The sequence below is a fragment of the Paralteromonas sediminis genome (genome assembly GCF_003820355.1).
Lineage (GTDB): Bacteria > Pseudomonadota > Gammaproteobacteria > Enterobacterales > Alteromonadaceae > Alteromonas_F > Alteromonas_F sediminis.
Genome location: NZ_RPOK01000002.1, coordinates 490,755 through 510,768 on the forward strand (window position 1 = coordinate 490,755; position 20,014 = coordinate 510,768).

Sequence of the window (20,014 nt, forward strand, 5' to 3'; positions counted from 1 at the left end):
CATGAACCTAAGTATCAGTCGTCAGACTAAGTTATATATAGCTCTGTTTGTTGGGTTATATGGGCTATTGCTCTGGATAGCTGTCCAAACAGTAACCGATTTGTATGTTCAAAAAGTGACAAACCAGGAAAGCGCTCACCTAACTCAACGTTCTGCACTGCTCAAATCAGAAATAGAAGCGCTATTGTTTGAGAGTATTTACCTCGCAGACAGCCTCGCCAATGTGGTCGTCATGGATCCGCAGCTGGCACTTGAAAACTGGGCAAAATTAAGTGAGAAACTAATCGGCCGAACCAGCATTGTGCGAAACCTCGCTATCGCACCTAACGACATCATTGAAAAAATCTATCCTATAAGCGGAAATGAGCAAGCTCTGGGGCTGAACTACAGCAATGTACCATTACAATATCCGAGTGTCTTAGAGGCTAAGCAATCAGGCGATGTTTATTTGGCTGGCCCCGTAAATCTGGTTCAGGGCGGCAAAGGTCTAGTCGCCCGATTTCCCATTTTTACAGATTATCCCAAGAATAAAACCTATTGGGGGCTGGTAAGCGTGGTTATCGATTACGATACGCTACTGGAAGATGTCGGTATAGATAATATTAACAATATGAAAGTATCACTCAGACGGTTGGACACGGCTTCCGGAGAGCGTCTTGCTGAGAGCTTCTTTGGACCTGTAGAGGTATTTAAGAAACCAGATTTCATTTCACCCGTTATTTTGCCAGGTGCCACATGGGAGTTAGCTACCCAATTTCAATTTGATTCTTTAGAAAGTGTTCTTAAAACAAAAGCAACAGTACAAGTCATTGGGACCACGATAGGGATAATCGTTTTATTGGGCCTTTTACTTATCGCCAGAGCGTTCCAGATAGTAAGGGTTGCATCATTACATGATGAGCTAACAGGCCTACCAAACCGTCGATTTGTCCTGTCTCATCTCAAGCACATTTTGGCCAAAAAACGAAATGGGCACCAATTCTCCATTTTTAATATTGATATTAATAATTTTAAATCTATCAATGACAACTACGGCCATGTTGTGGGTGACGATGTATTGTGTTTTGTGAGTGAATATTTAACTGAGTCATTGAGAACCTCAGACATGGTATCCAGAGTAGGTGGCGATGAGTTCTGGGCTATTGTAGACAGGACCGAAAGCACAGAAGAAGCACATAGGCTCAAAGATAAGTTAAAAAATGGCGTAAAGGCACGGCCGTTTTTGATGGGGGCTGAATCAATAGAAGTCTCTATGAGCATTGGTGTAGTGGTAGTTGAAAGCATTGATAAATCGTTAGACGTTTTGTTGAAACAAGCCGACGATGAAATGTACAAGGATAAACAATCAATGCACTTAGTTAATGACTAATGTTATATGGTATTTTTGTTGGATATAATTGTGCTTATATTCTTAGAGGTTTGAGGTGAGTCGCGTGTTAAGGGGTTTTCTGTTTCTGTTATTGCTGAGTTGCTCTCGCGTTGGACTTGGTGAAGAAACAGTAATGTTCATTCGCGACGATGTACTGGAAAACTACACCAAGTTTGTTGGTGATAGCGATGTACTTCAAATTGACAATTTCGAGAGTGAGTTTATACGGCGCGACGTTGTTGAGATGGTACTGGTTCAGCAAGCGCTTAAACTGGGCGGACTCAATATTAACTTTGTCTATGCACCTGGCAGAGTTAATTTCCGTAATACTCGGCTATTGGAACAAGGAAAACTTCTTCTTAGCTTCGACTCTTATTGGCGTTCAGATGCGCAAACAATTGCCGATTCCGTGTACATGTCAGAACCCGTTATCCGGGCCGGCGAATATCACGCAGGTATATTTGCAAGCCCTGAACACCCGACTATTTTTACGCTGAAAACGCTGAGTGATTTAGAGCAATATAGCGCGGTTTCAACACCGCGCTGGAAAACAGACTGGCATACACTATCGGCATTGCCTTTAAAAGAACTTATTCGCGAAGATGAGTGGGTCAGTCAGGCAAATATGGTATCTAAGATGTATATTGATTTTATCATTATGCCGTTTTTTGCCAATGATAATGACATTTATGAATTAGAAACTATCAGGCTGCGGCATGTACCGAACGTTGCGATTTTGCTCAATGACAGCAGGCACTATGTGATCAGCAAAAAACATCCGCTAGGCGCTCAAGCCTATCAGGCAATCAATAAAGGTCTCGCCATCCTGCGCAGAGATAACCGTATTGTTAGAGCCTACAGGCAAGCCGGCTTCTTTATTGATACCGAACAATACACCATTCTTAACCAGTAGCCTTTTTCTAGGAAGCTGTCTTCGTTTGCTGAGTTTCGAGGTGGTCGATTTTTTGCTCAGCGAGTCGCAACTGCCGTTCCAAAATTTCAATATGCTTGCTCTGATCGTTTATCTTCGCTTCACTCTGTTTAAGCTTATCTGCCATGCTGTCATATTTCTCAGAAACAGAATTGCTACGACTTTGCAGCATACTATTACCGCGTTGCAGGGCATCGTTTTCTTCTTGCTTTCGTTGCAGGTGTTCTGAGAGACGTCGGGTTTCTATTTGCAGAGAGGCAAGCAGAGCACCTCTGCTATCAAGCTCAGTCATGAGGGTAGCTTTTTCTTCAAGCAGAGCCGCATGTTCTTTTTTAATTTCTTCCTGTTCACTGCTGCTTGAGGTAAGTACATCAAGTTCGCTACGTAACGATTCATTTTGGGAGGTTAAATCCTCAAGCGCCTTATTGGCTTTGTTACCGCTTTCTTGTTCTTTTTCCAACTCAGATGACAAGGTTTCGTTTTGCTCGTTGATACGCGCAATATCCGCCTCCAGAGCAGTAAGCTGGGCCTGGTAATCGGCTATTTTTGTCGTGGCATCTTTTTGTGCCTCAGCAAGCGCATCTTCAAGATCTTTGGTTTGTGTCACGTTTTCTAAACGTTCTTCCAAAGCACGATTCTCTTCGCCTAAAGCATCAATAACCGCTTTTAATTCTTCAATGGTGGATTGCTTGTTTGTAAGGGCTTGCGAAAGGCCCTCTACATGTTGCTTTGAATTGGCTAGATCTCTTTGTGATTCATTTGCTGATGCACTGAGGGCCATTTCAAGCTGTGCAATTTTAACCGAGCGGTCGCGCAATAGGACCTTGGCCTTTTCAAGCTGTTCTTTGTACTTTACCGTATCTTTTTCATCGATATCAGCAACAGCTTCCTGCCACGCCGATTCCAACGCTTGAATGATAGAGGCTGGAATTTTGCTCATGTGCTCTGACCCCGCAGCGTATTATAATTATGATTTATGAACCATCGAGCCAATGATTCACACGCGTAAGTGCATTTTGACAACAAATGCCGGCTGGTACAATGGTTTATTATTTAGTTCAGTTCTACGAGCCGGCAATTTATTCGCAATGAAATCCAAAAAGACTACGTTTAAGTACAAAGCTATGTGTGTCAGCGAGTAAGTCAAGATATGTATTGTGCAGACTGCGAGTCAGTAGACGACTATTTTTTTGAGTCCACCTATTTCTGGATATTTGTGCCAACTATTGAGTCATTTGGTAAGCTCGCCAGCCTTTGCGGTGGTTTGGGGCTAATATCCAAACAAGAAACCACTCACTGTATTTCTTGCCTTGTACCTAAGGATAAGGTGAAAGACTTTATGACCGCTATGCTAGGCGCGCTAGAAGGTGCAGAGCTTGCTGCCACAAAGGTGACTACGACAGCCAGTCAATCTTCACCCACCTTGGCTGACATGGCGCGCATGACCACATTGGACATACTCATAAATAGGTATAAGGCAAAGTGGCTGGTAGACAGTGTTGAATCGGAAAGTTATGAGACATGGTTTCAACCTATCGTTCAAGCAAAAGATGCCCTCAATACTCCTCGAATCTTTGCTCACGAGGGATTGTTTCGTATTCGCGACGAATACGACACCATAGTGCCACCCCATTTGGCGTTTCAGATAGCAGAAAAATCGGACCTGCTTTTTTCATTGGATTTGGTAGCCCGCCGCTCCGCGGTCGAAAGTGCCGCCAAAGCAAGGTTAGGAGGGAAATTGTTTATCAATTTTAATCCCTCCAGTATTTATGACCCTGCCTATTGTTTAAGAGCGACCGCTGCAGCCGTTAATGACATTGGAATGAAGCCCAAGGATATCGTATTTGAGGTAACAGAAACTCACAGGGCGTCAGACCTTAACCACCTGAAAGGAATACTGGCGTTTTACCGCAATGCTGGTTTCCAGGTAGCATTGGATGATATAGGGTCTGGCTGGTCAGGGCTTAACTTACTCGACAGCTTAAGACCAGATTACGTGAAGATAGACATGGAGCTAGTGCGCGGCATAGACGGTGATGTCTTTAAACAAAACATTGTTGAAAGTTTAATTAGGATCGCGAGAACCAGTGACATTCGCGTTATCGCAGAAGGCGTTGAAACCGAAGCCGAAGCAAGCTGGCTGATTGGTGCCAATGCTGATTTTTTACAGGGTTATTATTTTGCCAAGCCAAAACCCGTGGATATGCTGAGTGATTGCAAGGGGAACAAACAGATTGAAGAATCATTAACTCCTTTAAAGAAAGCTGCCAAACGTCTGCAAGGTTGAATTGCAATAAAAAAGCCAGCATTATTCGCTGGCTAATCTTACTATCAAAACGACGACTATTTTTACTGCCTGCGTTTCCCTAGTGCTAGGCCTATGATTCCAAGCCCTAACAACAATAAAGGCCCCGGTGTAGGTACTTTTGTTAACGCAATGTCAGCAATTTGAAGACCATTTGCAGAAGTTGAGCCGCCACCATTAAACCGCAATTGCAGTTCATCACCTTGCTGCGTGTTTCCCCATAAAAAGCTGAAACTATTAAAACTCCAAGTATTTTTAGCTTTGGGCGCAGTTGGATTAAGAGCTGGCGTCAATAAGCCCGTTAATGAATAGTTTTGTGTCACGTTGAAGACTTCCACACTTGCCCCTTGGGCATTTGCTTTTCTTACTCCTGCAAAAAAACTTAATGTGCCCACTTCCCAGGAAAAAACACTTTGATCCATAACAAAAATTTCAGACATGAGCTGTACATTGCCCGCATCATCGTTAACTTCCAGTGCGCCGACAATGGCTACATCGGGTGTGAAAGGGTTGTTGTCATGATCGTAAACACCCACCATGCCGCGAGGGCTCGCGCTGTTTGTTCTATATAGTTCTAGGCCATTACTGTTGTCTGAGTCTGACCATCCCGCACTCACCAGTGAGCCCGCACTTCCACTAAAGTCTTCATTATAGATAAGTGTTGCACTAGCAGACGCGCTAGCTATGAGTGACATGCTAAGCATAACAGTTCTAATTAGTTTCATTGTTTACATACCTCAAAATTGTAATCAACCGTCACTAAGCATTTAATGTGCCAGATTTGTTAAATCTATAAATAACAATAGGATGAGGAGTGTTTATTGTTTAATTTTACACGGAGTGTAAAAAAAATAGACATCAGATGTATTGCAGGGGGGTGATAATAAATCAAACAATGCTGAGTGAATTACACTAAGGGTATTACATGTTTGTGCTATACCTAAACTCAGATAACAAAAAACATCTAAGGACGATGTGAATGTTAGAGAGTTTTTTCCGAGGTGATTATATGCCCCATGGGCATTGTTACCTGTGGCAGCCCCACATTTTACTGACCCATGTAGTATCCGACGCCTTGATTGCATTGGCCTATTTTTCTATTCCTTTTGGTATCATGCTGTTTGTCAGGGGCCGTTCGGATATTAAAGATAACAGTGTTTTTGTCCTTTTTTCCTTGTTCATTGTGTTTTGCGGCATTACGCATTTGTTTGGCATTTGGACAATTTGGCAGGGAGTCTATGGTATACACGGCATCAGTAAGGCGGCTACGGCTGTAGTGTCAATGCTAACAGCCATCTATGTGTTTAAGAATCTGCCTACGGCATTACAAATACCCTCGGTCACGCAATTTCAAGGGGTGGTAAATAAACTTAACGTGCAGTCTAACGAAAACCAAGCCTTGTTGTCGCAGCTTGAAACACAACGCTTGGCACGTGTTATGTTGGACTCTTTACCTGTAAGTGCGCTCTTGCTTGACGACCAAGGAAACATCAAACTGGGAAATCGCAACGTTGAGCGAGAATTTGCCATTGATACAGCGCTGTTATCGAAAGGTAAGATGACAGACTTTTTTGTGCCTCAGAATGATGAATTTTATCAATCACTGTCTGTGTTTGGACGTTCAACGGATGACACTGAACTCTCTGTGTCTTTTGTTGGGGGGATTAAAGCAAGTAACGGCAATACAATCCCGGCTGAAATATCACTGACTAAAATTGATTATGCTGAATCCAACTTGCTAGTTGCTACCATCAAAAACCTCTCCGATCTCACCGAAATTAAAGAGGCACTGGCTGAATCTAAGTTAAGGTTAAAACGGGCAACAAGTGCCACTGAAGACGGTATTTTTGAATTTGACTTTGTTAACGGTACTTCCAGTTGCTCGGATACGTTGCGTACACTTCTAGGTACAGCAAAAGGTGAAAAACTAGGCTATCAGGATCTCATAGAGCACATACACCCTGATTTCAGGCATCAAGTCCAGTCTGTCATTGATAACCATTGGAAAAACAAAGTGCCCTTTGAACAAGAGTATCTGGGAGAAAGTGCATCAGGGGAATATGCCTGGTTTCAAATTCGAGGGAATAGTTCTTTTACTGTAGAGGGGGAACCCAAGATACTCTCTGGCTCTGTTCGCTATATTCAGAGCCAAAAAGAGACTGAGCGTTCTGAACGTCAGAAATCCAGTTTCCTTACTGCAATTTACGAGAGCCCAACCCAAGCCATTTGGGCAGCGGAATGCTTGCCAGACAATGAGTTTAAATTTGTAGAATACAATACAACAGCCCTCAAACGGTCTGGTGAAAATATCACCTTGGATATGATTTTAAATAAAACATTAACGGAATTAAGTGGAGCAGTATTTCCGCCAAATGCTATTGAAAGGATAAGGACTAATTATGCTAAGTGCGCGTCAACAAAAAGACCACATAAATATACTGAACAATTAGAGGTAAATAGTGAACACTGGTATCAGACGAGTCTTTATCCGGTATTCGATGAACAAGATCGCGTCACCCATGTTATCGGCTCGGCTATTGACATAACGGAACAAAAAAAGAATGAGCGTGCTTTAGATGAACAAAATGGATTGCTTGCCAGTATTATCAACAACTCAGTGTGTGGTCTTTATGTCTATGATTTTGAAAAAGAGGCCAATATTCAGATAAATCAAAGGTACGTCGACATTCTTGGTTACAATTTAACTGAACTGAATACTATCGAAGATTTTATGGCACTTTTTCACCCAGATGATCGCGACCACGTGATAGCTCATATGGAAAAAGTACTGACGTCATCTCCCGAAGAATTAATACCATTAGAGTACCGTTTTTTACATAAAAAAGGGTATTGGGTGTGGTGTTACTCTTTCGACTCGGTCATAAAGCGGGGCCCTGATGGAAAAGCTGTTCAAATGTTGGGTACGTTTATTGACGTAACGGAGAAAAACAAGTTATTAAATCAACTAAGTGAATCTAATGCTTATCTCGAGCGATTTGCATTTGTTGCGTCTCATGATCTTCAAGAACCATTGCGTAAAATAAGCTCGTTCTCGGAATCGTTAACCGATAGTTTGCAGAACAAGTTTGATTCGGAAGATGAGCGTTATCAACTCTCCAGAATAAACGATGCAGCCTTAAGAATGCGGCAAATGATCGAAGGTCTGTTGTCACTTTCTCGAATAAAAACAACGAAGCTTGATGTAGCATCGCATTCATTATCTGCCCTGATACAGGAAGCCATCACGGATATCTCTATGTTGTTGGAGGATTCACAAGCGAATATTAAGTTAGACGTGGGCGATACTTATGTCGATGTTGACATAACTTTGTTCAAGCAGGTTGTGCAAAACTTAATCCAAAATGCGGTAAAATTTGTAGCAAAAGAGACAAAACCTGTTATTACTATAAGTAGTCGTGTCACGGTTGGCTTTATTATTGTTGAATTTGCAGATAACGGCATTGGTATAGACCCAAAGAATGCGAACGCAATTTTTGAGCCGTTTAGACGATTGCACAGGCGCGAAGAATACAGCGGCAGCGGTATAGGATTGGCCATTGTAAAGCAAATTGTGCTGGTTCATGGAGGCAGCATCGAATGTTTCAGCAATAGGGAACAAGGTGCAACGTTTGTTGTAGCAATACCACGGAGGTTACATGCCTAAAATAATAATTGTTGATGATGACGACGATGACATCTACTTTTTTAAGAAAGCTTGTCAGCAAGTTAGTCCGCCACCCAACGTTGAAACACTAAATGACGGCAGCGAACTTCTTGAGTTCATTGAGCAGGGAAAGGCTGATAATTCGGTCATTTTACTAGATTTAAATATGCCCAACATGGGAGGATTTGATGTTCTGCGCAGTTTGAATGCGTCAGACAACGTCAACCATCTTGTGATTGTCACTTACTCTACCTCAACGAATCCTTCTGATGTCAGGCAGTGCTACGAGCTGGGTGTGAAGTCTTACATAACAAAACCAGATAGCAATGGCGAGCTAGCTAAACTGGTGTCTACACTTTGTCAGTATTGGTTTGAATATAACCATGCACCATTGAGCACATAAGCAATGAATGCTACTAAACCAACCATTTCTGTTTTCATCGTCGATGACGATAGTGATGATGTTTATATTGTTAAACAGATACTCAAAGACGACGCTACGGTAAATTTCAGCCTAACCCATTTCTATTCTATTGAAGAAATCACAGAAGCCATAGGTAAAGAGTCCTGCGATGTAATATTGTTGGACCTTGGTCTGTCGCAAACCAAAGGTTTAGATTCACTTAAACACCTAAACGAGCAGCAATTTGATATTCCTGCCATTGTGTTAACGGGGTTTGATGAGGAAGAGTTTGGTGAAGAAGCTATTAAACTAGGCGCTCAGGACTACATTCCAAAAGCTGAGTTGCGCGGGACACTTTTGAGGCGAGTAATCCGCTTTACACTTGAACGTTACAAGTTAGTGGCTGAACTTAAGCGTTTGAGCCAAAAAGACTCACTGACTTCGTTAAGTAACAAGAATGCTTTTCATCAGTGTCTGAAAACAGCATACGAACGTTTGAAGCGGTATGGCCAACCCTTTTCATTGATGTTTATAGACTTGGACGACTTTAAACCCATCAACGACTCTTTTGGCCATGCATTCGGGGATGAGGTGTTAAGGATAATAGGGCAACGGTTAGTGTCTTTTGGCCGCACTACAGATTGCATTGCCAGAGTAGGTGGTGATGAATTTGCTATTATTTTGCCAAATTTAACAGATAAAGTTGCCTTGGAAAACACCGCAGTAAGCAAGCTGCATCTTTTGCGTCAGCCTATTATTATTGATACAGAAGATGGCCCAGAAGAAGTGCACATCGGCGCCAGTATCGGAATAGCCATACCAGATGCAAGCGCCGACTCTCCCAAAAGCGTGTTAGAAAATGCTGACAAAGCTATGTATGAAGCTAAATCTAATGGTGGCAATAAGGTTGCTTTTTACCTCAATTAATTGGTTTGTCTTGGGTGGTCATTTGCGCGGCGAACTTTTCATACCACATTTGCATAAAGGCTTTAGTGATCTTTTGTTCTAATTCTATTGCACGCTCAGTAGGGCAAAATATGGTAATGGTAACCACTGTACCGCCTATGTCGTTGGTTTTTACCTCCAGCAAAGGTTCAGGACCGGCAATATGAACCTCTAAGCGTCGTTCAAGCATTTGGTTGTAACGAACAGCTACATCATAGAAGTCTTCGCAATAACCCAGCGCTGTGTCATACAGCTGATCTAAAAAGGCGTGAACATTTACGCTGTGATCGCGTGCGATTTCAAACCTATGACTTACGTATCTCTTGTGAAAGTTTAAATTTTTAATAGGAAGCGTGATCAGCTTATTATTGGGTATGAACAGGGTTTGGCCAGTATATTCGTATGTATGTGGATCGACTTCCAGCAGGGTGCTTTTAATCCAGTCGGTGGCAGCCACCTCGCCAACGGCATTTTCAACCTGAATCCAATCTCCAATACGAAAAGGCCTTGTTGATATGAGATAAAAGAAGCCTATAACGCACTGTATGAATTCTCTGGTTGCCAGCACAATTGCAACGGAGAATGCGGCTATGGATAGCGCAAAGTTTTGTAGTTCACCTGCCCACAACCCTAAGAGTACGACAAGAATAATAAAGTTGAGGAAGTTTTTTATATTATTGACGAAATCCCGCTTGTCTTTCCCTTTACTTTTTGCAAATGATCTTACCCATTTAACCAACACCGTCTTAACAACAAAAATTGAAAAAACGGAGGCTACTGTGATCACTATTTTATGATCTAAAAATAAAGCAATAAGGTCTTGCACGTCACCCCTTTAATACAATTGCGAACCAAACTGGTATTACAACAAAAAAACTGTGCCTAAACCAAGAAAAGTTACAAAACCAACGATATCCGTAACCGTAGTGAGTATGACAGACCCAGAAAGAGCAGGGTCTAATTTTAGCTTTGACAGCACAACGGGCAGAAAAACACCCGAAAGAGCGGCTGCAATAATATTAAGTAGTATTGCTAGCCCGATAACCAGACCTAACATGGCGTTGCTGAACCAAATAAACGCTACAAATCCAATAACACCCGCCCAAATGACACCATTTAATGCTCCCACTCTGAGTTCTTTGTTTAATAAAGCCTTTCGGTTAGCGTCAGTGACCTGACCAAGTGCTAGCCCTCTAACAATGAGTGTCAGAGTTTGACTACCTGCAATCCCTCCCATACTGGCCACTACTGGCATCAAAACAGCAAGTGCCACGACTTGTTGCAGTGTTGCTTCAAATAAGCCAATAAACCAAGACGCCAAAAATGCAGTAACGAGATTGATGCCCAGCCAAATTGCACGTCCCTGGGCACTTTTGCGAACGGGAGAAAATAAATCTTCGTTTTCATCCATTCCAGCGGATGCCATGACTTGTCGCTCGTGATATTCATCAATCAATTCACAGGCAGATGCAATATCGACACGGCCCAATAGAATATTGTTTTCATCAAGCACAGGAATAGCGGTAAATCCAGAACGTTGAACTGTCTTAGCAGCAACCACACCGACATCCTCAGCCTTAACTACATCAATGAAAGGCTCTGCTAATTCAACCAGTTTTAAATGCTCAGGCGCACCAAATACACGCGTCAGTCGAACAGCGGCAGAAAACTGACCAGCTCGGTTCACCAGAAATATACAATCTGTCAGTCGTGGTACCGTGCGGCGGATCAGTCTCATTGCGTCTTTGGTATCAGCGTTTATAGGGAGTGTTAAAACGTCATGGGTTAGCCAGTGACCAATTTGCTCTTCTGCGTATTGACTGGCATCTTTAAAATATTCATGTTGCTGCTTATCCATAGCAGCAAGGGCTTTGTCAACCAGACTATCTGGTAAAGAATCGGCAAGTTCAAGGAGAGTTTCAGCATCTATACCTGTAAATAGCGCATCCCACCGTTCAGGTTCTGTGGTAGCAATCAATACCTCACGAGGATCACTGCGCATCTCGACAAGAACCTGCACTTTCTTGTGGTCAGGTACTAATTGCCATGCATCCACACGCTGATTAACAGGCAAAGATTCCAACAGTAATCCAATACTGGTGGTATCTTCAGAAATCATAATCTGTGCAACTGATGCTGAATCATCATGCAAAGGTGCACTGACGACCTCTTCAATAAGTTCGGAAAGCGGCTCCGCCATAACAGCTCCTTACCGTAAAACGATACTCTTTATATACTATAAGGGCTGATGGCTTTTTTCTGTATAAATCTTTGCGGGTTAGTTCGGAAGGATTGAAGGCAGTGGTGGTTGAACACTGCCATTTAATTTATTCGTGTGTTGTGCGTAGTTTGTCTTTTCGTTTTTGTTCAACTTTACGCTGACGCTTCTGAGAGTCACGCTTGTGGTTCACAGCACTACTGTCGTCTGCCCATTCGTTTTTGTTGAATCGAAAATCTTTACCCATTTCCAAATCTCCGGTTATACACGCGCGGATGTTATCGCTCATCGGTCAAACTAATAAAACAAATATTTTTGTTCTTGACGATAAAATTTTTGCGTTTTCCACCAGCAGAAGTATCCGTTAAAAAGCAGCTGTTACTTCTAACTAATGGTGCAAATTGCGATGAATGGCTTTAGACAGACATCAAAAACGTTCTTAGATGCAAAAAACTATCCAAGGGGTTTCAAAAAAAGTGGAGACTTTAGTATCGCTGAGTCTGATATCCTCTCTCAGCTTGGTGTCACGTTAGAAGGGCTATCTAATGGTTCTCTTCAACCAGAATCAGAGGAAGAATTACGTCTGGTAAGTGTTTTACAGGGGCAGGCTGAAGCAGAGTCTAAAGTAGAAAAGACGTGGTTGAAATATAAGAAGCTCACGCTAACACCACGAAAGTTCTACACCCTTTACAGCTCTAATCGTTCAGTAACGACCGACGATGACTTTGAAGAAGACACTGTTTTAGATTATGACGATGCCTAATTGCCATAAACCTTGAATTCTTATGTGATTAAGCGTCATTATTGCACTTTGATTCTTTAAAAGAACATCGGCAATGGATGTACGCTTTTTCAATACCTTTATAGAAGTCGCTAAAACAAAACACTTTGGCAAAGCAGCGGAAAATCTCTATCTGACACAATCAGCGGTAAGTGCCAGAATCAAACAGTTGGAAGAATATTTTAACGCGCCGTTGTTCATAAGAGAGCGGCACAGTATACGTCTGACAAGTACCGGCGAGAGGTTATTGCCGTTTGCCGAGTCTATGGTGGTAACCTTAAACGATGCGCGGCGCGCGTTGCAGGAAGTCGATGTTCAACTCTTGTCAACCGCCGCGACATCCAATGCGTGGCATCTTTTATTCTCTCATTTATATGCAGCTACAAATCATCACTTCCCTGAACTAACCTTAAAAAGTGACGTGGTAAACACAGAACAACTTTCCCGGCAGCTTCATGAAAGAACTGTAGACATCGTGTTTAGCCTTGAAAAAATCAAGTCTGACGATGCAGAAACATTGTGCATTGGAAACCTAGAATTGGGGCTGTATCATACCCATGACGCTGATCCAGCAGAAGCGCTGAATAACTTAATTCACATTAATTGGGGTGATAAAATAAGTGCTTTGTTATTTGGTGAATTCCCTAAACTCAGGCAGGCCTGTTTCAGTACTTCTTCCATCGCGCTCGGTCTGCAAGTGCTCAATCAGCGAGAATGCGCAAGTATTGTGCTTCCACACAATATTGCGACTTCCGTTACGCATCCACAAGGTCAACTTATAAAAGCGCAACCTATTAGCGGCTACCTTTCTTTGTATGTCTCGCGTTTAAAAAATGCACAGCACTCAGCGTTAGATGATATTTTCCAGTTTTATGCCAGTCCACTCACATACTCAACCCTCTTTCAGATGACTCAGGAGTAAGCCATGACCATCGACGTTGATAACACAGACGAACCCCTGCACCACTTTGAGTTGCGTCATCTCACGTTGGATGACTATGCCGATGTAAAAGCATTAATGGACAAGGTCTATGCCCAAGTTGGTGGCGCCTGGCCCTATAAAAACTATAAGGCGCAGATTTCAACATTTCCTGACGGACAGATCTGCATTGAAGATAAGGGTAAAGTGGTAGCCTTCGCCATATCAGTGATCGTTGATTATGATCAGTTTGGTGACAAACACAGTTATGATGAGATTACGGGTGATGCCTATTTAACCACTCATGATCCAAACGGCGACGTGTTATACGGTGTAGAAGTCATCGTCTCACCTGACTATCAGGGTATGCGCTTGGGCCGTCGTCTTTATGAAGCGCGCAAGGAACTGTGTCGTAACCTGAATCTCACCTCAATTATGGCGGGCGGACGAATTCCCAACTATGCCAAGGTGGCAGATAAGCTTACCCCCTTTGAATATATTGAAGCCGTAAAATCCAAAGACCTTTATGATCCTATACTCACCTTTCAGCTTTCCAATGGGTTTGAGGTTAAGCAAATACTTAAAGCTTATTTACCGGAAGATAAAGCCTCCAAGGGTTATGCCACGCTGTTGCAATGGCACAACATCTACTATGACCCGAATATGTCCAATTTGATTGGCAAACGCATCACCAATGCTCGGATTGGTTGTGTGCAGTGGCAAATGCGATATTTCAATAATATGGAAGAGCTATTACAACAGGTTGAGTACTTTGTTGATGCATTGTCTGACTATAAGTGTGATGTGGCACTGTTTCCTGAGTTTTTTAATGCACCTTTAATGGGATTAAGTCCCAGTGACACGTCCATAGATGCTATTTGGCACTTAGCCGAATACACCGATGAAATCAGAACAGCCATGTCACAGCTAGCGGTTAGCTATAACATCACTATCATTGCCGGTTCTATGCCGGTGGTTGAAGATGATGAACTCTTCAATGTAAGTTACATTTGCAATCGTGATGGCACCATAGACAGCCAGTATAAATTGCATCCTACGCCACATGAAAAAACAGACTGGATCATGAAAGGCGGGCAACACATTAAGGCATTTGATACCGATTTTGGTAAAATTGGTGTGCTTATTTGCTATGACGTTGAGTTTCCAGAATTGGCACGTATTCTCAGTGAGCAGGAAATGCAGATTTTATTTGTGCCTTTTTGGACCGACACAAAAAACGGCTATCTGAGAGTCCGTCGCTGTGCCCAGGCTCGTGCCATAGAAAATGAATGTTATGTCGCCATTGCCGGTAGTGTGGGTAACTTACCTAAAGTGGACAATGTTGATATCCAATATGGTCAGACGGCGGTGTTTTCGCCATCTGATTTCGCTTTTCCCCATGATGCAATTGTGTCTGAAACAACACCTAATACAGAAATGACATTAATTGTTGATTTGGATTTAGATAAATTAACCAAGCTTCAAAACGAGGGTTCAGTGAGAAATTACCTTGATAGAAGGCGAGATCTCTACCGGGTCGAATGGTTAGGCGGCAATGAAGAGTAACTATGTTTAAAACGCTAATTGTTTGTGTTTGTTTGTAATATGACGCATGCTTTTTAATTCTCGTATATATATCTAAAAATAAAGGACTAATATGCGCATTGCTATTCTGTCTAGAAACCCTAAATTGTACTCAACCCGTCGGCTAGTAGAAGCCGGTGAAGAAAGAGGGCATAAAGTTGACGTAATCGACACTATGCACTGTTACATGGACATCACCAGTAACAACCCGTCGGTTCGATACAGAGGTAAAAAGCTGCCATTTTACGATGCTGTGATCCCAAGAATCGGGGCCTCTGTTACCTTCTATGGTACGTCTGTAGTGCGTCAATTCGAGATGATGGGGACTTATAGTATTAATGAGTCTGTCGCCATTAGCCGCTCGAGAGATAAGTTGCGCTCTTTGCAGTTGTTATCAAGAAAAGGTATTGGTATGCCAAGAACCGGTTTTGCGTATCACCCTGATAAAATTGATGATTTGATTAAAAACGTGGGTGGTGCCCCCGTTGTTATCAAATTGCTTGAGGGCACGCAGGGCATTGGTGTGGTGTTAGCTGATACCCACAAAGCCGCTGAGTCTATCATTGAGGCCTTTATGGGACTTAATGCCAGTATATTGGTGCAGGAATACATCAAAGAAGCGGGGGGCTGTGATATACGCTGCTTTGTTGTTGGGGGTAAAGTGATTGCCGCAATGAAGCGACAAGCCGCGCCAGGGGAGTTTCGTTCAAACCTTCATCGAGGTGGTTCGGCGAGCTTGACCCGTTTGTCACCAGCAGAACGAAAAACCGCTGTTGATGCTGCTAAGACGATGGGGTTAAATTGTTGTGGTGTTGATATTTTGCGTTCTAATCATGGACCGGTAGTAATGGAAGTTAACTCCTCTCCAGGGTTAGAAGGCATTGAAAATGCGACGGGTAAAAACATAGCCGGAATGGTGTTTGAATTTATAGAAAAATCAGCAAGACCTAATAATACTAAGACCAAAGGTAAAGGCTAGGTGAGCAGCAAAGATCTGACTATCGCTGGCCATAATATCGCGCCGGGCGAAAGTAAAAAAATTGAATTGGAGATGCCGCCGCTTTATACCTCTAATAGTATGGGTATTCCTGTTTATGTGCAGCGAGGTAAAAGGCCAGGCCCAACGTTATTTGTCAGTGCGGCAATCCACGGTGACGAGCTAAATGGCATTGAGATAGTCGGCAGATTAATAAAGTCGAAATCTATTCAAAGGTTACGCGGTACCCTTATCGCGGTTCCTATGGTGAATGTATATGGGGTCCTCAACCAGTCTCGTTATCTTCCTGACAGGCGCGATTTAAACAGGAGCTTTCCCGGCAGTAAAAAGGGCAGCCTAGCTGGCAGAATTGCTAATTTATTTTTTAAAGAGATAGTCACCAAATGCGATGTAGGCATAGATCTGCACACTGGCGCTATCCATCGTAGTAATTTGCCACAAATTCGAGGGAACCTAAGCGACGAGTCGGTAAAAGAACTCGCCAGTGCTTTTGGCATCCCAGTAATGCTCAATTCTGATATTCGTGATGGTTCTTTGCGGCAGGCAGCCAGTGATGCGGGGGTGAAGATACTCTTGTATGAGGCGGGACAGGCATTGCGTTATGACGAGTTTAGTATACGCGCTGGTGTGAGAGGCATTGTAAATGTAATGCGGCACCTGGGAATGCTCAATAAGCGTAAACGTGCAACACCTTTTACCCCTTTTGTTGCCAATCAAAGTGGCTGGGTAAGGGCTCCTGAAAGTGGGTTTGTCAATCACATCGCCCAGTTAGGTGACCATGTATATGAAGGCGATAAGTTGGCGAGTATTTCTGATCCCTTTGGCGAGGTCCACGATTACGTAATTAGCCCTGCTGAAGGCATTGTTGTGGGTAAACAGAATATCCCTTTAGCGCAAGAAGGCGAGGCCATTTACCATATTGGATACTTCAAACAACCCGTCACTGTGGCTGAACATGTGGAAAGGTTACAAGATAGTTTGGTTCCACAAGAGTTAAACCCTCAGGATTGAAAAAAAATGAGCAAAACAAAACCGATTATTGGGGCACTTGAATACTGTAATCTTCCTTCTTTGAATATCGAAGGACTAACCGTGAGGGTGGATACAGGGGCTGCAACGTCTTCACTGCACGTTGATGATATTGAAGAGTTCGAAAAAAACGGAGAAGCCTGGGTTCGGTTCACCATGCATCCTGATATTCATGATGTGTCTAAAGTGGTTCGAAAAGAAGCACAAATTATTACGCAAAAGAAAGTCAAGAGCTCTACCGCGACGTTGGAAAGGCGCTACACGATAGAAACAGATATTGTGATGGCTGACATGCGCTGGCCGATTCAGATTACACTCACAGACAGGTCTTCTATGACCTATTTGATGCTTTTTGGCCGCCAGGGCATGGCAGACAGGTTTCTCGTTGACCCTGCTTCTGAGTTTTTGCTGACAAAAAACTAATACTGGAATGTGATTGTGAATGAAATTGTAAACGAATTTTGGCCATCTCTGTCAGCTTGGGCAGAAAACTACTTGGTCAATATCTTGTTTACCGTCATATTACTGGTGTGCTTTATGGTGGTGAGCAGACTTCTCATACCGCTAGTGGGCAAAATAGTGGAGAAAAGCAAGCTGAATGAAGAGGCGAGAAGTAAAACGTTTCACACAGCTAGGTTATTTGTTGGCATTATCACTGTTGCTATTTTGCTCATTATATGGGGCGTCGATTTTAGCGGCCTGTTGGTGTTATCCACGTCCATTATCACACTCACCGGGGTCGCGCTATTTGCTAGCTGGTCTTTGCTGAGCAATATCACGTCATATTTTGTATTGCTATTTCAAAATTCTTACAGCAAAGGTAACTTTATTCGCATCATTGACGGCGACAACTATATGGAGGGGTATATCAGCGATATAAATTTATTTACAACGCGATTGATCACTAAAGATCAGGAAGAAATTGCCTATCCCAACAATCTTATTCTTACCCGACCTACTATTATTAATCCAAATATTCAGTGGCACGTAATAGGGAAGGTCACAGAAAAATTATCGTCGGGCACGCAAAAAACCGACTAGTGGTGTAATTGCTTGAGTACAAGCTTTGTGACGAGCACATTCAAATGCTCCGAAAATTCTCGCCATGAAAAGCTTCTTTGTTTGAATGAAATTTAACTTATTCAATAAAGCCAAAAATAACCCGTAAACTAATCATAATCAAACATGTTGCGTCAATGTATCTCTATGTTACAAAACGCTCATATCGTAAACATTTTTATACGAATTTTAGCGTTGCACCGCTAAAAGCCGCACCACCTTTGATATTAGCGATTCAAACCCATATAATAGTTCGTGCTCTAATCAATATAATTCTAATTAATAATTAGTGACAACTTAACTAAATGGGAGTCCCATGAGTTTTATTTCAATCGGCCTGTACTTTGTCGTCATGCTGTGTATCGGGCTTTTTGCATATAGAAAGTCAACAAGCGATGTATCTGATTATCTTTTAGGTGGACGTAATGTTAGTCCACAAGTTACCGCGTTGTCTGCCGGAGCCTCCGACATGAGCGGATGGATGTTAATGGGCTTACCGGGTGCGATGTTCGTAATGGGGTTCGACGCTGTCTTTATTGCGATAGGGCTTGTTTTAGGTGCGCTTGCTAATTACCTGCTGGTAGCGCCCCGATTACGCGTGTTCACCGAAGTAGCAAGTGACTCGTTGACCATCCCGGAGTTTTTATCGCAACGATTTGGCCACAAGGCAAGCTCGTTGAGATTGGTTTCGGCCATTATCATTATCGTCTTTTTTACTTTGTATACCTCAGCGGGACTTGTCGCTGGCGGCAAATTGTTTGATTCCGCTTTTGGTGTTGATTATCAGCTGGGTGTTCTTGTGACCCTCGTCGTGGTCGTTTCTTACACATTACTAGGTGGTTTTTTAGCGGTGAGCCTAACCGACTTTGTTCAGGGCTGTATCATGTTTCTGGCATTAGTGATCGTTCCTGTTGTTGCTTTTCAACAATTCGACGGGGTAGGAGAGATGGCAGACAGTGCTTATCAATCCATTCCAACCATTGCTGCAACGTGGGAAGGCCTTACCTTGATAGGGCTTATTTCGAGTCTTGCCTGGGGTCTAGGTTATTTTGGTCAGCCTCATATCATTGTCCGGTTCATGGCAATCCGTTCGGTGGCGGCTGTTAGTGTGGCAAGAAATATCGGTATGAGCTGGATGACAGTGACCATAGTCGGTGCCTTGGCAACTGGCTTAGTGGGGGTTGCCTATGTAAATAAAACAGGCATGTCGTTAAGTGACCCAGAGACTATCTTTATTGTCTTCACTGACATTTTATTTCACCCATTGGTAACTGGCTTTCTGCTTGCTGCGATTCTCGCGGCTGTGATGAGCACAATTTCGTCACAATTACTGGTGTCGGCAAGTTCATTAACAGAAGATATTTTTAGTCATTTTAGTAAACACAAGGCTGACGCAAAAAAAGCGGTGCTAATAAGTCGTGCAGGTGTATTTGGCGTAGGGATAGTGGCGATGCTTCTCGCTTTGGATAGCAATAACTCAATTTTGGGATTAGTGAGCAATGCCTGGGCCGGTTTTGGTGCCGCATTTGGTCCTCTCATTTTATTTAGTCTATACAGCGAACGCTTAACACACAGTGCAGCTTTGGCCGGCATGATAGTGGGCGCAGTGACCGTCATATTCTGTATCTATGCACCGGTTTTAAATGGCGGAGAAACTATCAGCTCAGTGGTATATGAAATCGTACCTGGGTTCATTCTTAGTAGTTTGGCTATCTGGAGTGTTTCACTACTGGACAAAAGTGCCAACGAGCGCGCACGAGATGTCTTTAAAGAATCTTCTCGCGTTTTATCAGAACAATATTAGTGGGAA

At 42.8% G+C, this 20,014-nt stretch carries 19 protein-coding genes; 14 read left to right on the top strand and 5 right to left on the bottom strand.

From position 1 onward, the window contains the following. Position 1 precedes the first annotated feature (1 nt). Positions 2–1,369, top strand: a complete 1,368-nt coding sequence (locus tag DRW07_RS07440) for a diguanylate cyclase (RefSeq protein ID WP_124027255.1) — start codon at positions 2–4, stop codon at positions 1,367–1,369. Positions 1,370–1,433: 64 nt separating this feature from the next. Further along, on the top strand, positions 1,434–2,282 hold the full coding sequence (locus DRW07_RS07445; protein WP_240630535.1) for a hypothetical protein: 849 nt from the start codon (positions 1,434–1,436) through the stop codon (positions 2,280–2,282). Between the two features lie 7 nt (positions 2,283–2,289). Here DRW07_RS07445 and DRW07_RS07450 read toward each other — a convergent pair whose 3' ends face one another. Further along, positions 2,290–3,240, bottom strand: a complete 951-nt coding sequence (locus tag DRW07_RS07450) for a coiled-coil domain-containing protein (RefSeq protein ID WP_124027256.1) — start codon at positions 3,238–3,240, stop codon at positions 2,290–2,292. Between the two features lie 210 nt (positions 3,241–3,450). On the opposite strand from DRW07_RS07450, the gene DRW07_RS07455 reads away from it, so the two are divergent. Next, on the top strand, positions 3,451–4,587 hold the full coding sequence (locus tag DRW07_RS07455; RefSeq protein ID WP_124027257.1) for an EAL domain-containing protein: 1,137 nt from the start codon (positions 3,451–3,453) through the stop codon (positions 4,585–4,587). Positions 4,588–4,649: 62 nt separating this feature from the next. Here the strand turns inward: DRW07_RS07455 and DRW07_RS07460 are convergent, their stop codons facing one another. Then, positions 4,650–5,330, bottom strand: coding sequence for a hypothetical protein (locus DRW07_RS07460; protein WP_124027258.1), 681 nt, complete (start codon positions 5,328–5,330; stop codon positions 4,650–4,652). A 254-nt stretch (positions 5,331–5,584) separates the two neighbouring features. Between DRW07_RS07460 and DRW07_RS07465 the strand changes: the two genes are divergently transcribed. From DRW07_RS07465 to DRW07_RS07475, 3 genes are read left to right on the top strand one after another with little or no spacing between them, the layout of a single operon-like run. Next, positions 5,585–8,269 (top strand): PAS domain S-box protein, encoded by a 2,685-nt coding sequence (locus DRW07_RS07465; protein WP_124027259.1) that lies wholly within the window; start codon positions 5,585–5,587, stop codon positions 8,267–8,269. Continuing rightward, positions 8,262–8,672: a response regulator gene (locus tag DRW07_RS07470; RefSeq protein WP_124027260.1), complete on the top strand. Its 411-nt coding sequence runs from the start codon at positions 8,262–8,264 to the stop codon at positions 8,670–8,672. The genes DRW07_RS07465 and DRW07_RS07470 overlap by 8 nt, the downstream gene beginning before the upstream one ends. Positions 8,673–8,675: 3 nt before the next feature. After that, positions 8,676–9,599, top strand: a complete 924-nt coding sequence (locus DRW07_RS07475; protein WP_124027261.1) for a GGDEF domain-containing response regulator — start codon at positions 8,676–8,678, stop codon at positions 9,597–9,599. On the opposite strand, the gene DRW07_RS07480 is transcribed toward DRW07_RS07475, so the two are convergent. From DRW07_RS07480 to DRW07_RS18285, 3 genes are all read right to left on the bottom strand, one after another. Then, complete coding sequence (locus tag DRW07_RS07480; RefSeq protein ID WP_205665376.1) at positions 9,592–10,443, bottom strand: mechanosensitive ion channel family protein; 852 nt, start codon at positions 10,441–10,443, stop codon at positions 9,592–9,594. The genes DRW07_RS07475 and DRW07_RS07480 overlap by 8 nt on opposite strands. 36 nt (positions 10,444–10,479) lie before the next feature. After that, positions 10,480–11,817 (bottom strand): magnesium transporter, encoded by a 1,338-nt coding sequence (locus DRW07_RS07485; protein WP_124027262.1) that lies wholly within the window; start codon positions 11,815–11,817, stop codon positions 10,480–10,482. 127 nt (positions 11,818–11,944) lie between these two features. Further along, the gene (locus DRW07_RS18285) at positions 11,945–12,124 is read right to left on the bottom strand and encodes a hypothetical protein (RefSeq protein WP_165870443.1); all 180 of its coding nucleotides are present in this window, start codon (positions 12,122–12,124) and stop codon (positions 11,945–11,947) included. A 117-nt stretch (positions 12,125–12,241) separates the two neighbouring features. On the opposite strand from DRW07_RS18285, the gene DRW07_RS07490 reads away from it, so the two are divergent. From DRW07_RS07490 to putP, 8 genes are all read left to right on the top strand, one after another. Beyond that, positions 12,242–12,598 carry a MaoP family protein gene (locus DRW07_RS07490; RefSeq protein WP_165870444.1) on the top strand — a complete coding sequence of 119 codons (357 nt, stop codon included), beginning with the start codon at positions 12,242–12,244 and terminating at the stop codon, positions 12,596–12,598. Positions 12,599–12,671: 73 nt separating this feature from the next. Continuing rightward, positions 12,672–13,538, top strand: a complete 867-nt coding sequence (locus tag DRW07_RS07495) for a LysR family transcriptional regulator (RefSeq protein WP_124027264.1) — start codon at positions 12,672–12,674, stop codon at positions 13,536–13,538. A gap of 3 nt (positions 13,539–13,541) precedes the next feature. After that, the gene (locus DRW07_RS07500) at positions 13,542–15,101 is read left to right on the top strand and encodes a bifunctional GNAT family N-acetyltransferase/carbon-nitrogen hydrolase family protein (protein WP_124027265.1); all 1,560 of its coding nucleotides are present in this window, start codon (positions 13,542–13,544) and stop codon (positions 15,099–15,101) included. Positions 15,102–15,192: 91 nt separating this feature from the next. Continuing rightward, the gene (gene rimK / locus DRW07_RS07505; protein ID WP_124027266.1) at positions 15,193–16,098 is read left to right on the top strand and encodes a 30S ribosomal protein S6--L-glutamate ligase; all 906 of its coding nucleotides are present in this window, start codon (positions 15,193–15,195) and stop codon (positions 16,096–16,098) included. Continuing rightward, positions 16,099–17,127: a succinylglutamate desuccinylase/aspartoacylase family protein gene (locus DRW07_RS07510; protein ID WP_240630536.1), complete on the top strand. Its 1,029-nt coding sequence runs from the start codon at positions 16,099–16,101 to the stop codon at positions 17,125–17,127. A gap of 6 nt (positions 17,128–17,133) precedes the next feature. Further along, entirely contained in the window at positions 17,134–17,568 is a 435-nt protein-coding gene (locus tag DRW07_RS07515; RefSeq protein ID WP_124027267.1) for an ATP-dependent zinc protease family protein, read from the top strand. 15 nt (positions 17,569–17,583) lie between these two features. Then, complete coding sequence (locus DRW07_RS07520; RefSeq protein ID WP_240630537.1) at positions 17,584–18,186, top strand: mechanosensitive ion channel family protein; 603 nt, start codon at positions 17,584–17,586, stop codon at positions 18,184–18,186. Positions 18,187–18,520: 334 nt separating this feature from the next. Beyond that, positions 18,521–20,008 (top strand): sodium/proline symporter PutP, encoded by a 1,488-nt coding sequence (gene putP, locus DRW07_RS07525; RefSeq protein WP_124027268.1) that lies wholly within the window; start codon positions 18,521–18,523, stop codon positions 20,006–20,008. Positions 20,009–20,014: the final 6 nt, after the last annotated feature.

What these genes read in the sequence shown, in the direction of transcription:
- DRW07_RS07440 (WP_124027255.1), top strand. Translation starts at nt 2, where the DNA reads ATGAACCTAAGTATCAGTCGTCAGACTAAGTTATATATAGCTCTGTTT.
- DRW07_RS07450 (WP_124027256.1), bottom strand. Translation starts at nt 3,240, where the DNA reads ATGAGCAAAATTCCAGCCTCTATCATTCAAGCGTTGGAATCGGCGTGG.
- DRW07_RS07455 (WP_124027257.1), top strand. Translation starts at nt 3,451, where the DNA reads ATGTATTGTGCAGACTGCGAGTCAGTAGACGACTATTTTTTTGAGTCC.
- DRW07_RS07460 (WP_124027258.1), bottom strand. Translation starts at nt 5,330, where the DNA reads ATGAAACTAATTAGAACTGTTATGCTTAGCATGTCACTCATAGCTAGC.
- DRW07_RS07465 (WP_124027259.1), top strand. Translation starts at nt 5,585, where the DNA reads ATGTTAGAGAGTTTTTTCCGAGGTGATTATATGCCCCATGGGCATTGT.
- DRW07_RS07470 (WP_124027260.1), top strand. Translation starts at nt 8,262, where the DNA reads ATGCCTAAAATAATAATTGTTGATGATGACGACGATGACATCTACTTT.
- DRW07_RS07475 (WP_124027261.1), top strand. Translation starts at nt 8,676, where the DNA reads ATGAATGCTACTAAACCAACCATTTCTGTTTTCATCGTCGATGACGAT.
- DRW07_RS07485 (WP_124027262.1), bottom strand. Translation starts at nt 11,817, where the DNA reads ATGGCGGAGCCGCTTTCCGAACTTATTGAAGAGGTCGTCAGTGCACCT.
- DRW07_RS18285 (WP_165870443.1), bottom strand. Translation starts at nt 12,124, where the DNA reads ATGAGCGATAACATCCGCGCGTGTATAACCGGAGATTTGGAAATGGGT.
- DRW07_RS07490 (WP_165870444.1), top strand. Translation starts at nt 12,242, where the DNA reads ATGAATGGCTTTAGACAGACATCAAAAACGTTCTTAGATGCAAAAAAC.
- DRW07_RS07495 (WP_124027264.1), top strand. Translation starts at nt 12,672, where the DNA reads ATGGATGTACGCTTTTTCAATACCTTTATAGAAGTCGCTAAAACAAAA.
- DRW07_RS07500 (WP_124027265.1), top strand. Translation starts at nt 13,542, where the DNA reads ATGACCATCGACGTTGATAACACAGACGAACCCCTGCACCACTTTGAG.
- rimK (WP_124027266.1), top strand. Translation starts at nt 15,193, where the DNA reads ATGCGCATTGCTATTCTGTCTAGAAACCCTAAATTGTACTCAACCCGT.
- DRW07_RS07515 (WP_124027267.1), top strand. Translation starts at nt 17,134, where the DNA reads ATGAGCAAAACAAAACCGATTATTGGGGCACTTGAATACTGTAATCTT.
- putP (WP_124027268.1), top strand. Translation starts at nt 18,521, where the DNA reads ATGAGTTTTATTTCAATCGGCCTGTACTTTGTCGTCATGCTGTGTATC.